At 48.1% G+C, this 15,878-nt stretch carries 14 protein-coding genes and 1 pseudogene; 6 read left to right on the top strand and 9 right to left on the bottom strand.

Annotated elements, in window-relative coordinates:
- Positions 1-2: 2 nt before the first annotated feature.
- From iolC to iolE, 4 genes are all read right to left on the bottom strand, one after another.
- Positions 3-989 (bottom strand): 5-dehydro-2-deoxygluconokinase, encoded by a 987-nt coding sequence (iolC, locus tag J4N44_RS25990; protein WP_049535007.1) that lies wholly within the window; start codon positions 987-989, stop codon positions 3-5.
- 12 nt (positions 990-1,001) lie between these two features.
- Positions 1,002-2,177: a Gfo/Idh/MocA family protein gene (locus tag J4N44_RS25995; RefSeq protein ID WP_005437837.1), complete on the bottom strand. Its 1,176-nt coding sequence runs from the start codon at positions 2,175-2,177 to the stop codon at positions 1,002-1,004.
- A 98-nt stretch (positions 2,178-2,275) separates the two neighbouring features.
- A complete protein-coding gene (iolD, locus tag J4N44_RS26000) occupies positions 2,276-4,147 on the bottom strand; it encodes a 3D-(3,5/4)-trihydroxycyclohexane-1,2-dione acylhydrolase (decyclizing) (protein WP_009698037.1) in 1,872 nt (623 codons plus the stop codon).
- Between the two features lie 93 nt (positions 4,148-4,240).
- Positions 4,241-5,134 (bottom strand): myo-inosose-2 dehydratase, encoded by an 894-nt coding sequence (iolE, locus tag J4N44_RS26005; protein ID WP_005437833.1) that lies wholly within the window; start codon positions 5,132-5,134, stop codon positions 4,241-4,243.
- Positions 5,135-5,672: 538 nt separating this feature from the next.
- Here iolE and J4N44_RS26010 point away from each other — a divergent pair.
- Positions 5,673-7,114: pseudogene (locus tag J4N44_RS26010) on the top strand (sugar porter family MFS transporter).
- Between the two features lie 70 nt (positions 7,115-7,184).
- The gene (locus J4N44_RS26015; protein WP_017189707.1) at positions 7,185-8,075 is read left to right on the top strand and encodes a LysR family transcriptional regulator; all 891 of its coding nucleotides are present in this window, start codon (positions 7,185-7,187) and stop codon (positions 8,073-8,075) included.
- Between the two features lie 12 nt (positions 8,076-8,087).
- Here J4N44_RS26015 and J4N44_RS26020 read toward each other — a convergent pair whose 3' ends face one another.
- Together J4N44_RS26020 and J4N44_RS26025 are read right to left on the bottom strand one after the other, a co-directional pair.
- Positions 8,088-8,837: a sulfite exporter TauE/SafE family protein gene (locus J4N44_RS26020; RefSeq protein ID WP_252045801.1), complete on the bottom strand. Its 750-nt coding sequence runs from the start codon at positions 8,835-8,837 to the stop codon at positions 8,088-8,090.
- Between the two features lie 31 nt (positions 8,838-8,868).
- Positions 8,869-9,756: a TIM barrel protein gene (locus J4N44_RS26025; protein ID WP_045486129.1), complete on the bottom strand. Its 888-nt coding sequence runs from the start codon at positions 9,754-9,756 to the stop codon at positions 8,869-8,871.
- A 180-nt stretch (positions 9,757-9,936) separates the two neighbouring features.
- Between J4N44_RS26025 and J4N44_RS26030 the strand changes: the two genes are divergently transcribed.
- From J4N44_RS26030 to J4N44_RS26045, 4 genes are all read left to right on the top strand, one after another.
- Entirely contained in the window at positions 9,937-11,142 is a 1,206-nt protein-coding gene (locus J4N44_RS26030) for an acetyl-CoA C-acetyltransferase (RefSeq protein WP_252045443.1), read from the top strand.
- 27 nt (positions 11,143-11,169) lie between these two features.
- Complete coding sequence (locus tag J4N44_RS26035; protein ID WP_130250144.1) at positions 11,170-11,823, top strand: CoA transferase subunit A; 654 nt, start codon at positions 11,170-11,172, stop codon at positions 11,821-11,823.
- Positions 11,823-12,500 carry a 3-oxoacid CoA-transferase subunit B gene (locus J4N44_RS26040; RefSeq protein ID WP_252045444.1) on the top strand — a complete coding sequence of 226 codons (678 nt, stop codon included), beginning with the start codon at positions 11,823-11,825 and terminating at the stop codon, positions 12,498-12,500. Before J4N44_RS26035 ends, J4N44_RS26040 begins: the two co-directional genes overlap by 1 nt.
- Positions 12,501-12,669: 169 nt before the next feature.
- On the top strand, positions 12,670-13,164 hold the full coding sequence (locus J4N44_RS26045) for a hypothetical protein (RefSeq protein WP_047514366.1): 495 nt from the start codon (positions 12,670-12,672) through the stop codon (positions 13,162-13,164).
- Between the two features lie 53 nt (positions 13,165-13,217).
- On the opposite strand, the gene pdxY is transcribed toward J4N44_RS26045, so the two are convergent.
- The 3 genes from pdxY to potE all read right to left on the bottom strand — a co-directional run bounded on the left by pdxY (position 13,218) and on the right by potE (position 15,828).
- Complete coding sequence (gene pdxY / locus J4N44_RS26050; protein WP_252045445.1) at positions 13,218-14,081, bottom strand: pyridoxal kinase PdxY; 864 nt, start codon at positions 14,079-14,081, stop codon at positions 13,218-13,220.
- A gap of 107 nt (positions 14,082-14,188) precedes the next feature.
- A complete protein-coding gene (locus J4N44_RS26055; RefSeq protein WP_252045446.1) occupies positions 14,189-14,371 on the bottom strand; it encodes an AbrB/MazE/SpoVT family DNA-binding domain-containing protein in 183 nt (60 codons plus the stop codon).
- Between the two features lie 146 nt (positions 14,372-14,517).
- Entirely contained in the window at positions 14,518-15,828 is a 1,311-nt protein-coding gene (potE, locus tag J4N44_RS26060; RefSeq protein ID WP_005447372.1) for a putrescine-ornithine antiporter, read from the bottom strand.
- Between the last annotated feature and the right edge of the window lie 50 nt (positions 15,829-15,878).

A 15,878-nucleotide genomic window follows, 5' to 3' on the forward strand; every position in this document is an offset into this window, starting at 1 on the left:
GCTTAACTTCGCGTCTCAATAAAATCGAATAGTTGTTCCTTAGTTGGCATGGCTTCTGTGCAGCTATGACCGCTGACATTAATCGCCGCTGCTGCCGTGCCGTTGCGTACGCCTTCTTCTAACGAACCACCAGTAACTAGCGTCCAAATCAGACCGCCGGCGAATGAGTCACCAGAGCCAAATGGCTTATTGGCTTCGACTCGGAAAATGCCTTGCTCGAACTTATGACCCGTACGGTCGTACACTTTCGAACCATGCTCACCGGCTTTCACCACCACCACTTGGGTGTTCTCTGTTAAGAAGCGAGCCGCCGTTTGGTCATCATCGGTGTTACCCGGTGCAATGACGGTTTCCATCATGTCGAACTCTTCACGGTTACCGATCACGATGTCTGAAAGACCCGCGGCAATGCCGTAGTAAATCGAAGCATCGGTATCCGTGCGCCAAGAGTAAGGGCGGTAATCAACATCCAGCACCACTAAGGTATTGCTGCGGCGCGCGTGCTGCATCGCAATCAAAGTGGCTTCACGGCTTGGGCTTTCCGACAATGCCGTTCCCGTGACAACCAAAACTTTTGAGCTAGCGATGTAAGCGGGATCAATCTCTTCTGGCTTGATGGTCAAATCCGATGCGTTGTTACGATAGATAAGCACGGTGCAATCTTTTGGCTTCATCTCCGTGAATGCCACCGAGGTGCGCGAACCAGAGTCGTCGGTTCTCATGCCAGCAAGGTTGATACCTTGCTCCGTCATGTAACCTTTAACGTAACCACCGAATGCATCGTCAGCCACGCAGCCAATAAAGCCGACCTTACCGCCTAACTTGGCAATGCCCACCGCAATGTTCGCGGCTGAGCCACCAACGAATTTGTTGAAGCCAGAGATATCCGCCATGTCGGTTTTAGCTTCGCGAGCGTAGAGATCTACGCCCGCACGTCCTAAAACGATGGCATCCAATGGTCGATTTGTTTCAAGTGCAATGTTTGTCATCGTCTGTTCCTATTATTTGTATTCAACCCAAGCGGCGTTCTGGTCTGCCGATTCCACACACTTCTCGCATAAGCGCACGCCTTCGATACCTGCATCGATACCTGGGAACCAAATTTCAGACAGCGCTTGCTGGTCATCGCGGTCCGCCGCATCGAATGCCAACGCGAAACGGTGGTACAAGTTCGCCCATGACTCGAAGTAACCTTCTGCATGACCACCACCAACACGGTTAGAAGCCACACCCGGTGCATCTTGGTATAGGTAGCCCATGCCACGCTCTAGAATGCGTGGTGCTTCGCCTTGCACTTCAAAACGAAGTTGGTTTGGTTGCTCATCCCACCATTCGATGGACGCTTTCGAACCGACGATGCGGATTTTTTGTTGGTGCATCGAACCTGCATTCACTGCCGACGCCCAAAGCGTACCGACTGCGCCATCTTTGAATTGCATCATGATGTGAGCGTTATCTTCGAGCGGAGCACGTGACTTGATGAAGCTTTGACGCATGCAAGACAGACGGTCGATTTCAAGACCCGTCATCACTTCACACAGGTAGAAAGCGTGCGTACCCACATCACCCAGAACATAAGTTGGACCTGAGACTTCTGGGCTGACGCGCCATTTCAAACCTGGATCGTTTTTCTCGTATTCTTCGTTGTGGAAGCCGTGAGCAAACTGCATGTTCACCACACGAATCTCACCCAGATCACCACGCTTCACCATTTCACGCGCTTGCTGAACCATTGGGAAACCGCTGTAACCGTACATCACGCCAATCACGCGATTGCGCTCTGCTGCGATCTGTTTGAGCTCTTCTGCTTCTTCCGTCGTGAAGGTGATTGGTTTTTCACACACCACGTGCAAGTTAGCTTCCAGTGCTGCTTTACAAATTTCGTAGTGAGTTGAGTTTGGCGTTGCTACCGAAACAGCTTGAATGCCATCTTCGCGTTGCGCTTCCTTCTCAAACATCTCTTTGTAATTTGCGTAGCAACGGTCGCCATCGAGACCTAAGTTCTCACCAAAATCACGACAACGATCCGCGTCCAAATCGAATGCACCAGCAACCAATTTAAACAAACCATCGCGCTGCGCCGCATTACGGTGCGAGTAACCGATCTGACTGCCACGACCACCGCCGACCATTGCCCAACGGATTGGTTGCTCAAAATGACGTTCTTCATTAAACATGTTTGACTCCTTAATAGGCTCTTGCTCAAGAGCCTATAAATCGAATTATTGAAATCTGTTTTAAAGCTGGATGTTTTGATACATAAATCGGTTTGGGCTTAAACGCCGGCGCGTTGTGCTGCTCTGCCTTCTTCCCATGCAGCCACTTTCTCTGCGGTGTCGTCATTGCGTGTCACTTGAGGAAGTCCCACCTCCCACCAGCAATCACACTTAGACCAAGCCATTGGCGATACTGGGTCGATGTCGACCACAATCACGTAAGTACGGTCGGCTTCTTTAGCGCGTTGGAATGCTTCATCAAACTGGTCGATTGAGGTCAGCTTCTCGCTGATTGCGCCTTGCGCTTCGGCATGCTTAGCAAAGTCCACGCGAGCTACCTCGCCATCAGGACGGCGACAGTCTTCCAATAGGTTATTGAACGACTCGTTACCCGTATTGTTTTGCAGCTTGTTGATCACCGCGAAACCACCGTTATCGCATACCACGACAATCATCTTGTGACCCGTCAGCACTGACGAGTAGATGTCTGAGTTTTGAATCAGGTAAGAGCCATCGCCGACGAGCACAACCACATCGTTATCTGGGTTCGCAACTTTCGCGCCCCAGCCACCTGCGATTTCATAACCCATGCAAGAGAAGCCAAATTCAATGTCGAACTTACCAATTTGGTAGTTCTGCCAGTTCATCGCAAGCTCTGCTGGTAAGCCACCCGCTGCCGTAAGTACGGTGTCGCCCGGCTGCATAGATTTGTTGAGCTTGCCAATCACTTCTGCATAAGAAGACGTACCGTCGAGTAGGTCGCCTGGTTGAGGATGAGTACGACGATGCACCACGGCTTTCCATTCATCCGCTTGCGCTTTCGCCGTTGCCGCCCACTCGTCACTACTACGGAAATCGCCCAGTAGGTTAGACAGCTCAACTAAGCCACGTTTTGCGTCTGCTTTAACTGGAATAGCACGATGTTTAATGGCATCAAAACGTGCGGTATTGATGGTAACTAGCTTCATATCTGGGTTCTTGAACACCGACCAAGAGCCTGTCGTGAAGTCTTGTAAGCGAGTACCCACAGCCAACACCACATCCGCATGCGCTGCCATGTAGTTTGCAGAGTCTGAACCTGTCACGCCGATTGGACCTGCGTTTAGAGGATTGTCTTGCAGCATCGTGGCGCGACCAGCAATGGTCTCAACCACAGGGATGTTGTGTTTTTTCGCAAAGGCAGCCAACTCGTCCGTTGCTAGTGAGTAATGCACGCCACCGCCAGAGATAACCAAAGGTTGTTTCGCGCTAAGTAGCGCCGCTTTTGCATCCTCTAGATCTGCCACTTCTGGCTCTGGACGACGAATGCGGTGTACTTTTTCTTGGAAGAAGACTTCAGGGAAATCGTAAGCCACGCCCTGAATATCTTGTGGTAAGCCGATAAACGCTGGACCACAGGTTTCTGGGTCAAGCATGGTGTCAATTGCCTGAGGCAATGAGTGCATCAATTGCGTTGGCGAGATAATGCGATCCCAGTAACGTGTTAGTGGTTTGAACGCATCGTTACAAGTGATCGAAGGATCGTAGAAATTCTCTGGCTGTTGAAGTACAGGATCTGGCAGACGACTGACGTAAGCGTCTCCAGAAATCAAAAGCACTGGTAAACGGTTTGTGTGCGCGATACCTGCTGCGGTAACCATATTGGTTGCACCCGGACCAATTGAACTGGTCGCGATACCGATGCGACGACGTAAGTTCGCTTTGGCATACGCGATTGCCGCTGTTGCCATCGACTGCTCATTTTGACCACGCCAAGTCGGAATTTTGTCTTCGATATTTTTTAGCTGCTGTCCAAAGCACGTCACGTTACCGTGACCAAAGATGGCGAATGCTGCACCAAATAGCTGTTCTTTTTTACCATCAATTTCAATCATTTGTGCGGCTAGGTACTGAGCTAGCGCTTCTGCAACAGTTAGGCGTACAGTTTTCATTGTCTTCCCCGGTAGTATCAATCATTTTTGTAGCCACGTTGTCTCCGCGGCTTGATACAGGGGAGACGAATCTCCCCTTCCTTGCTTGTGCTCTTATAGGCCGTATTTCTTCGCGTAGCCTGTGATGTTCTCGTAAGCGGTTTTCGCGTACGTCAATGGGTGCGCTTTCGCTGGGTCTTGCTCTGCTTCAACCAGCAACCAGCCTTGGTAGTTGCGCTCCTTCAGTGCTGCGAATACGTCGTCGTAATCCACGTCACCGGTACCCGGAACAGTGAATACGCCATCAAGCACTGCGTTTAGGAATGATTTGTCTGCATCACGAGCGGCTTTCATTACTTCTAGGCGAAGGTCTTTAAAGTGCATGTGACCAATGCGGTGACCCCAACGTTTGATCATGGTCACTGGGTTACCACCACCGTAAGTGATGTGACCCGTATCTAGAGTCAGGTAAACCGCTTCGCCAGTGAATTCCATCATGATGTTGATGTCATCTTCCGTTTCACAGATGGTGCCGACGTGATGGTGGAAAGACAGTTTGATGTCGTGCTCGTTTAGAAGGTATTCCGCAACTTGAGTTAACTTCGCGCAGTAGGTTTTCCACTCGTCCATAGTAAGGATCACGCGTTGAGAAAGTGGCGTGTTGATGTCGCCGTGAACCGTGTTGCTCACTTCACCGAACACCATTGCTTTACAGCCAGCAGCCTTAAGCAATTTGATGTGCTCTTGCATCGCTGCGATTTCTTCTTCCGCAGTCAGCTTCATGAGATTGCCGCTGTACCAGCCAGAAGCGAGCACTAGGCCATGTTTTTCTAGTAGAGGGATTAGAACTTCTGGCTCACGTGGGTACTTAGTACCTAGCTCTGTACCAGTGAAACCAGCTTCTGCCATTTCACTTAGACACGTTTCCAATGGGATATCGCCGCCCAGTTCTGGCATGTCATCATTTGTCCAAGTCAGTGGGCTAATTCCATATTGCACGTTGCTCATTTTTATTCTCCGACAATGTTTCCGTTATTTAATAAATGTCGTGAAGTAAAAGCGTGGTTTTTATAGATGCTTTTCTTTCACCGATTTCGTTTCACTGGAAATTACATTAGCGAAAAAAACTTTAAATGAAAAATATTTTTCACAACATGAAATCGATGTCATCAAATTGTTAAATCATGAAAAAAGCCAATCACAGCAAGCCCTACAAGCAAACTTGCGCCAGATCTCATTTTATTTAAAACCTTTGTTTTCAACAACTTATACTGAAATTTAAAAATGAAAAATGTTTTTCATTTTTTGATTTGGGTAACACTTTAGGATAAAAAACGAACAGACACCTAGTCGAATAACAAAAGAGTAAATATGATAAACGCAACCGACAAATGAAAAATAATTTTCATACATCTAATAAACATTAAAAGTCGGCAATATAGATACCCAATACTCGTACCCTACAAAACAGAGTATTGGCCGCTACCCAACTTGATCTTATTCGATGGTTAAAGGAAAGCTTGGGGATCTAATAAAGGAAAAAACAATGGAAGCTACATCCAAGGCCGAAGCTCGAAAGCACAATATCGCCTACATCGTTAGGATTTGTTGTATCGCTGCGCTCGGAGGCATCTTATTAGGTTACGACACTGCTGTTATCTCTGGCGCAATTGGTCCAATCCGTGATTACTTCGGACTGTCACCAGCTCAAACTGGCTGGGCCGTATCCAGCGTAGTATTAGGTAGTATCATCGGTGCGGTCAGCGCAGGCTGGGCAGCCCTAAAATACGGTCGACGCAACACCCTCTTCATCGCCGCCATTCTCTTCATCATATCCGCCATTGGCTCTGCACTCGCTCAAACCTTCTCTTTCTATGTTGTTCTACGTATCGTCGGTGGCGTAGCTGTAGGTTTGGCTTGTGTGGTATCACCAATGTATATGTCAGAAGTCGCACCAAAAGACTTCCGAGGTCGTGCGGTGAGCATGTTCCAGCAATCGGCGGTTATCGGTCAAACGGGTGTGTTTTACGTCAACTACCTCATCGCAAAAGGCATGTCAGAGGCTTGGTTAGTGGATATGGGCTGGCGCTGGATGCTTGGCTCTGAAGTGATTCCTGCCGCGCTTTTCGCAATGTTGTTGTTCCTCATCCCAGAATCACCACGTTGGCTGGTTTTGAAAGGCAAAGTAGACGATGCCAAAGAGACGTTATCTCGTATCTCAAACCCGAAACACGCAGATCGTTTGATCAAAGAGATCCAAGAGTCGTTGAAAGAAACCGTCGGTGCGAAGAAGAACAAAGTCAGCCTGCGTTCGCCATTATTGTTCGCCATCTTAGTGATTGGTACGTTCGTTGCGGCGGCTCAACAGTTAACGGGCATCAACGTGATCATGTACTACACACCTGAGATCTTAAAACCGATCACTGGCTCAACAGAAAATGCGCTGTTCCAAACTACCTTTGTCGGCATTGTCTTTATCGGTGGTAACGCACTTGGTATGTACCTGATTGATAAAGTAGGTCGTCTACCATTAATGAAATACGGCACCTTTGGTTGTGCATTTGGTATGTTCGTGGTCGGCTATGTGCTTTACCAACAAACCGAAGGCTACGCAGCACTGTTCGCATTGTGTTTGTACGTAGTGTCTTACGCGACATCATGGGGTTGTGCATGTTGGACCATGATTTCAGAAATATTCCCGAACAGCATTCGCTCTCGTGCCATGGCCATCGCCGTCGGCGCACAATGGTTTACAGGCTTCATCGTGACGCAATCTTTCCCAATGCTAAACGAAAACCCTTACCTAAAAGAGCAATTCAATGGTGCATTTAGCTTCTGGCTATTCGGCGTCTTGTCACTCATCTGTATGGTCATCGTTGTTAAGTATGTGCCTGAAACGAAAGGCGTCAGCTTAGAGAAAATGGAAGAAGCGATGGCGAAAAAACTGGGTAAAAAGTATCTGGAAGTGCGACTGAAGCACGTGCATAAGATAACTTAATGTTTTACAAAGGGAACAGGTGATCGCACTTGTTCCCTTTTTGCTTTGGAGGCAAAACTCATGCTCGATAAAATGGCGTTCTTTGTCTATGTGATCCGCTCTGGGTCTATCTCCTCCGCAGCACGAAAATTCAACATTTCGGTCTCCGCAGGAAGCCGTTGGCTGCAAGAACTGGAGCAACACTTCGGTACGACCTTATGTCGCCGATCGAATCGGTTATTGGAAGCCACTCAAGCGGGGCAAACCTTATACGAAGAGTTTTCTCCTTTGGTCGATAGCGCAGAGCGCATCAGTCGCAAGTTAGAAGACTTCCAAGACAGCGAAAAAGGTCACATCAACATCGCGTGCACGCCCGTCTATGCCAATCACTATCTGATGGATAAAATCGCCGAGTATTCCAAACTCAACCCAAAGGTGACCTTCAACATCAACGTCACTCCTTGGGCATTGGATCACGCCAGTACTTGTGACCTAATGATCAGTGCCAATGCCAGCTTCCAAGGCTACCGTGAAAAAGATTTATTATTGGTGAAACGCGAGCTGATGCAGTGCCCGTTTATCGTCGTGGCTTCGCCGCAATACCTAGAAAAATATGGCTTGCCCACGCACCCAGAAGCACTACGAGACCACGCTTGCTTAATTGCAACCACACTGACGGGCAGCAATGATTGGATCTTCCGCCAAGGTGTGGAAAACATGGTACTCAAAGTGCCAAAAACAATCGAGGTGAACGACAGCGACCTATTACTAAGTGGATCCTTAAAAGGAGCTGGTGTCGCCTACTTGCCGCAGTTCGTCACCGAAAAAGCAGTCGAGAAAGGCGAGTTGGTACCACTATTGGAAGAGTATGAGACCAGTATTTGGAGTTTGAATCTGTATTACCATTCACCCAAAACTGCATCTCCAGTGGCAATAAAGTTCAAAGAGTTCTTATTGGAAAAGCCTTGTTAAGTCGGATTGGAGTTAAAACAATAAAGTGCTCACGCCATCGAAAGTCAGCTTGGCGCCTGAAAGAAACAAGAACAAGTAACAGAGCTGATAGATTCTTTCCTGACTGACGCGATGCAAAAGATACACACCCATCTTAACGCCAACAGGCGCGAGTGGAATCAACACCAACGCAGTCATTAAGTTGGTCGAATCAAACTCGCCAAGCCAAATGTAAGGTACGAGTTTCGCTACATTCACTATGCCGAACAACAGTGCCATGGTCGCTATTAGGTTGATTTTAGGCAGTTTCAACGGCAGTAAATAGATACTCGCTGGGCCTCCACCAGCATGAATTGCGGTACTGGAAAAACCGCTCAGAGTACTCCAAGCCCAAGCGCCTAACTTCCCCGATTGAGATGGAGTTTCACCACTTAGCCAATACTGAAAACAGAACAGCAAAGACAGCACGCCAACGGTGATCTTCAACCCCGACTCTGGGGTGATACTCAAAAAGAACCCCGCTAATACCACGCCAAGCAAAGCCCCCGGCAACATAGTTTTGAGTACTCGACCATCGGCATTTCGATAATGATGACGCACCGCAAATGCGTCCATCACCAATAGAATCGGCAATAAAATCGCTGCGGCTTGTGTTGGCGGTATCACCAGCGCCATCATAGGAACAGCCAAAATGCCCAGCGCTCCACCGAGCCCACCTTTACCAATGCCATAAATTAGCACCGCAGGAATCGCCAAAAGATAGAACCAAGGATCGCTGAGCATCATTACTGCCTTTTCATCATCTAGTTTCGAATCACGCCACAATCTGAGCGAGATAATCGCGACTGCGTTTTAAATCACGCGAAACCTGACTCACGTCTGCGGTGCCGTGCTCATGCTCGACCACGATCCAACCTTGATAGTCGGCTGCTTTAAGTGCACTCATCACTTGTTGCAGCTTGATATCGCCATCCCCTAAGGGAGTGATCAATCCTTTACTATAGGCGTCAACCCATTCCAACTTATCACGGATAGCTAGTCTCAATTTGTCCGTCGAGATATCTTTAACATGAATATGCTCGATGCGTGATCCGTACTGACGAATGATCCCTAGCGGGTCCATCCCATCTAAAAACACATGCCCGATATCGATGCATAATCCCAGTTTGGTCCCGGGAATCTGACTCATGACAAAATCGATCTCATCTTTATAACTGATGTAGCCGCCAATGCCCGGATGAAGCAAACAGCGCAAACCATATTGGCTTGCCACGCGAATAATTCGCTCAAGGTTAACAATCATGGTCCGTTTATTTTCCATATTCAGACGCGGTGCAGTGACGCTTTGTCCGATATAGCCATAACGTTCCGTATGAATGCCTTCCATGATCAGTAAATTCTTTACGCCCAGCGAATCTAAACGCTGACAGACGGTGTCGACTTCTTCCAAAATGGCAGACATGTTTGCAGAGTCGCAAAATGGCACTTGTACCTTGCCAGCGCACACCTGCAGTCCACGTACACGAAACGCACTTTTCACCAGTTCAGGATCTTCAGGGAAGAAACCATCCGGTCCCAATTCAATACCACGAAAGCCACTGTCACTTGCATCCATTAACACCTTTCCCCAGCTTGGATTGGTCGCATGAGATGCCTCTTCCACTCCCCAGCAACATGGGGCGCAAGCAATACGATCAAGCATGTGTTTTTCTCCTAAGTTGATTTCTTTTCACCTTAAGATTGGTAGGGGTAAAAGTTCGTGATTTGCGCCTCGTTTGTACTTTGCATTTTCGCAAAGCGGCTTTGAATTCCTGGCTATATCGCGACCACATCGCACTCCCTACACTGGTTATGACAGAATGATTACGGAGTAAACAGCGGTATGGAACGAATCTTTATTGTGGCGGCAAAGCGCACCCCAATTGGCAGCTTTAATGGCTCATTAGCGTCATTGTCTAGTGTTGAACTGGGCGCTCATGCCATCAAGGCAGCCTTGGAACAAGTGGACATTGCCCCAGAACAAATCGATGAAGTGATTGTTGGCAACGTACTTACTGGAGGCGTAGGCATGGGACCGGGTCGCCAAGCCGCAATGAAGGCAGGCATTCCAGAATCCGTTCCGGCTTACACACTCAATATGATTTGTGGCAGTGGGATGAAAGTCATCATGGACGGTGCAAGCCATATTCGAGCGGGCGACGCAGAACTAGTGCTTACTTGTGGTATGGAGAGTATGTCCAACGCACCATACATCTCTACCGGTCAGATTCGTCGCGGTTATCGCATGGGTCATCAACTCCAAGAAGACAGCATCATCAAAGATGGTTTGACAGATGCCTTCCACAATTACCACATGGGTGTTACGGCAGAAAACATCGCCAAGCAATTCCAAATCAGCCGAGAAGACCAAGATGCCTTTGCCTTACAAAGCCAACGTAAAGCGATCAGCGCGATAGAAAATGGTCATTTTGAAGCAGAAATTGCACCAATTACGATAGTGGATCGCAAGCGCCAATTCGAAGTAAAGAACGATGAATATCCGAAAGCCGACAGCACCTTTGAAGGTCTACTAGCACTGCGTCCTGCATTCGATAAAGAAGGCAGTGTTACCGCAGGCAATGCATCCGGTATTAATGATGGTGCATCCGCAATTTTGCTCGCTTCAGAAAGTGCCGTAAAACGCCATAACCTCAAACCAATAGCTGAACTCATCGAATACGGACAAGGTGCTATCGCCCCAGAGGTGATGGGCTTAGGTCCGGTGTCTGCGATTGCTAATACCTTAGCCAAAGCCGAAATGGCGATTGAAGATATCGACGTTTTTGAGCTTAACGAAGCCTTTGCTGCGCAAGCACTTGGCGTAGTTCGTTCCCTTACCGAGCAACACAATATCGATGAAGCGTGGCTGCTAGAACGCAGTAACTTAAGTGGCGGAGCCATTGCACTTGGTCACCCAATCGGCGCATCAGGTAACCGCATTGTAACCACCTTGGTTTATCAACTGCAGCGCACTCGCCGTGATTACGGTTTGGCATCACTGTGCATCGGCGGTGGCATGGGCACGGCGTTAATTTTGAAACGTTGTTAGAAGGAGCCTCTCATGAACACGAAAAACATGAAAAAAGCAGCCACTACAGAGCAAATTGAAAGCCTATTGCACGACGGCATGACCATCATGATTGGCGGCTTTATGGCAACAGGCGCACCAGAACGTTTAATTGACTTGTTGATCAAAAAAGACATCAAAAACATTACCTTAATCAGCACAGACACAGGCTCACCGGGTCGAGGTTCTAGTCGACTTATCGCGGAAAAACGCGTGAAGAAACTGTATGCCTCGCACATCGGCACTAACCCCGAAACGGGCAAGCAAATGAATGAAGGCACACTTGAAGTGGAGCTTGTTCCTCAAGGTACATTGGCAGAGCGCATTCGCAGTGCTGGCGCAGGTTTGGGTGGCGTACTAACACCAACAGGACTTGGCACCATCGTCGCAGAGAACAAACGCGTGATTGAAGTTGACGGCAAACAGTATCTCTTGGAAATGCCACTGAAGGCCGATTTAGCACTGATTCGTGGATCTAAAGTTGACCGTCGTGGCAACGTTTTCTATAGCAAAACCACTCAGAACTTTAATCCTTTAATGGCAACTGCGGCGGAAATCGTGGTGGTGGAACCAGAGCAGATTGTGGAATTGGGCGATATTGAGCCTGAAGCCGTGCATACCCCAAGTTTGTACGTCGATTACATCTTAGTGGAGGACAACTAATGACTGCACAATTAGATAAAGAAGTCGTTCGCCGCCGCATTGCATGGCGCGTTGCTCAAGAGATGAGAGATGGCGACATCGTTAACCTTGGTATAGGCTTGCCAACGCTGGTTGCCAATGAAGTAGACAAAGACGTCGAGCTATTACTGCAAGCGGAAAATGGCTTAATTGGCATTGATAAGCTGGCATCTGAGGCAGAAATCGACCCTGATCTGGTCAATGCCGGCGGACAAAACATCACCGCTATAGCAGGCTCTTGCTACTTTAATAGCGCGGACTCTTTTGCCATCATTCGCGGTGGTCACGTGGATTCAACCGTGCTCGGAGCACTGCAAGTGGATGAACGTGGCAATCTTGCCAACTGGATCATTCCGGGCAAAATGGTGCCTGGAATGGGCGGCGCAATGGATCTTGTGGTCGGCGCAAAGAAAGTCATTGTCGCCATGGAACACACGGTGAAAGGCAATCCAAAACTGCTTAAGCATTGCACTTTACCGCTGACCGCTGTGGGTCAGGTAGATTTGATTGTCACTGAAATGGGCGTGTTCAAAATCACCGATAAAGGCATGATGTTAACCGAACTCGCACCGGAGTTTTCCGTTGAAGAGGTACAAGCGGCGACGGAGGCTCAACTGATTGTATCACCTAGCCTTATTCCCATGCCGGCACCAAACTAATCCAAAAATCAAGAGGAGCACTATGCTCCTCTTTTCATACTTTGATCGTACTTCAAGTTTCTGTCAGGTTTTTCTGAAACACGCTATTTGCCCTTAAATTTTCGAAAATCGATGCGTAGAATCCCGCTCAGTTACGCATATGGTTGAGTTGTACATAGGGTAAAAACCAATGAGATTGTTGTCTGGATTCTCAGCAAAAGAGTGGCTGTTGACCGCCGTGGTACTCGGAGGGTTAACCATAGCCACAGTCCATTATTCTAACCAACGTACTTCTTCTGCCCGTAGTGCTGCAATCCAAGTTCTGTTCGCTGACATGCAGTATTACGTCTCGCTCCTACACAACAATGCAAAAGCGTTTAAGCAGGACCGAGGCGCAAACCAGTGCGTCCTGACAGCTCTTGGCTATCAAGATTTTTACAACGGTTATCCAGAGACTCAGAGTGAGTGTGGTGAGCAAGTTGGATTTTTCGACAATCTGACCATCACTGATGAGATGAAACAAGCAGACTTGGTCTTTATCGAAAACAATCGTTATTCAATTGTCGGTTACGGCAGTGACGAATCACCAGAGGCACTGATGGCAAATCAGTGTTACGCCTACTATCGAATGGACAGCAAAGGCGTTGATGGACACAGCTTTAGAATTGACACCACTGGCTGTTAATGAAGATCAAAAAAGGGAGCACTGTGCTCCCTCTTTCCTACCAATGATAAGACTTAACTTAATGTCACTTCTTCCAATGGGAAGTGCTTGCTCGGCTCAACGAACTCTTGTTGTGCTGCGATGGTTTGCAGTTCCCATTCGCCCGCTTGGTAAGTCGCATTAAGTACGCCGTAACACGCGTCGTGGCAGTGTTGGAAGGCTTGTTTTGGCGTCCAACCTTTCAGCAAGCCAGCGGTAAAAATCGCCGAGATCAAATCACCTGCACCGACGGGTGCTTTAGCAAATTCAAAATGAGGGCGCTTCGCTAAATAAGTGCCTTCTTGCGCCGCAAGTAACATATTGAAGCTATCGTCAGACAAACAGTAAAGGTGTTTCACCAACACCACTTTAGGGCCTTTTGCTAGTGCACGCTGACAAGCGTTGATCGCATCATCCAGCGTATGAATTTCCATCTCTGCAAATTGGCTTAACTCGAACTGGTTAGGCACGATCACATCTGCCATTGGCATCAGACGGTTTAACAAGTTTTCTGCAATACCCGGCGCCACAATACAGCCTTTATCTGGCGCGCCCATCACTGGGTCACACACATAAAGTGCGTCTGGGTTTGCTTGTTTTACTTTGGAGACGGTTTCTTCGACTGCCAGACATTGCTCAGCACTGCCTTGATAGCCAGTCAGAACGGCTTGGCACTTCTCTAGCGCACCAATGTTGCCAAGACCACGAACCAGTTCGCTAATGTCATCAGCCGAGAACGCACGCCCCGTCCAGCCTTCTTGGTACTGGGTGTGGTTAGAGAATTGAACCGTGTGAATAGGCCACACTTCAAAGCCCATGCGTTGCATTGGGAAAACGGCACTGCTGTTACCAGCGTGACCAAAAGAAACATGAGATTGTATAGAGAGGATACCTTGCATAGTACCAGACCTCTTCTTGTTGTTATCAATAGTTCAAAGACAGCGGCGAGCGCCAGATTTGCGAAACCAGTAGTGTATCCGACAAACCAAGATTCTATAACTCAATTCTAGCCTTCTTCGCTGGAATCGCTTGGAGAGCTGGTTTTCAGTACCATTTTCTTAATTTCCATTTTGTCTTTATTGAGCGCAATTTCGAGGGTGTCCCCTTCCCTTATCCCGAGCTCAGTCAGGATCACGCTTGGAATGACTACGACGGTATCGTCACCGATTTTAACAGGTTGGCTAATCATCTTTCGTCCCCCAATTGTCGAAAATGAGTTTTCACGTTATGAGTGGTGTTGTGTCCTCAACTTACCTAGTGTTTCAAATCAAAAGGTTATGGATAAAAGCAAAAGAGCCCTCCACACCGCGTATGGGAAGGCTCGATTGAAAAAACTTAGTTCACGAGAGGTTCGTGTTTGGAAGCGATCAGACCGTACGCACTCCAACCTAGGAAGGTAACGATAGAGCCCCACATCATGGCTTCGTAGCCAGAACCGTACAACGCATAGAAGCTGTACAGAGAACCAATCAGAGCGATGATGTTCGTTGTCTTCATCTCGCGCTCAGGCACGTGCGCCACTTGCTGCATGATGAAGATTGCGCCCATACATAGAATGTAAGGAATGACGTTCGTCACTACCGCCAGATTAACCAGCGCTTCAAATTGCTCGTTCAATGTTGGCGAGATAGTCATTAAAGAAAGCACCGATTGGATAACCGTGATAGCCACCATGCCTTTGATTGGTGTACCGCGTTTATCAACTTGTGAGAACAGTTTCGGGAAGAAACCTGCATCTGAAGATGATTTGAATACTGACGCGATAGTGAACTGCCAACCCAGTAGTGAACCTGCACAAGCAAGAACTGCCATGCCTGCAACCACTTTACCAGCCGTAGAACCTAGCATCACTGTCCATACTGTTGAGAATGGCGCTGTAGATGCAGCAAGCTCAGAGTTCGCTACGATACCAGAACAGATGTTGGTTGAAACAATGTAAACCACTGCCGCAATCAGCGTACCGCCCAATACTGCGATTGGTACGTTCTTCTCTGGGTTTTCTACCGCTTCTGAGTTCGCACAAGCCGATTCAAGACCTAGGAATGCCCAAAGTGTCATCGCGATCGACGCACTTACCGCTTCACCAAATGGTAGGTGGTGTGGGTTCCACGCTTCTACGTACATGGTTGGGCTAAAGTAGAACCAACCAACGATACCCAAAGAACATACAGGAAGGATAACGCCCCAGACTGTAAACGAGCCGATTTGACCAGTAATCTTCGCACCACCAAAGTTAGCGAAGGTACAAATCCAAAGGATAGCGATGGTGTACAGACAGGTCTCTACTGGCGACAAGGTCACTTCAAAAAACGCAGATCCATAGCCAACACAGGTTATCGCAATCGCGATGTTGGCGATCAACAATGACAAGCCGTAGGTCCAACCCGCCATAAACGCACCCGATTTACCAAACGCGTACGACGCATAACCGTTCATACCACCGTCACGTTTACTAAAGCGACCACACTTTGCAAATACATAGGCAAGAGCCAATGAACCCGCCGCAGTAATCAGCCAAGATAGAATCGAAATCGTGCCCACTTGCGCCAGCTTACTTGGCAGCATAATGATGCCCGAGCCAGCCATGTTAATGAATGTCAGAATGGTTAGCTGCACCACCGACATTTTTTTGGTTTCAGTACTCATAAATTATTCTCCACGAATAAACGGTTCGCACCGCGACAACCAAGTCACGA

The organism is Vibrio sp. SCSIO 43155 (assembly GCF_023716605.1).
Taxonomy (GTDB): domain Bacteria; phylum Pseudomonadota; class Gammaproteobacteria; order Enterobacterales; family Vibrionaceae; genus Vibrio; species Vibrio harveyi.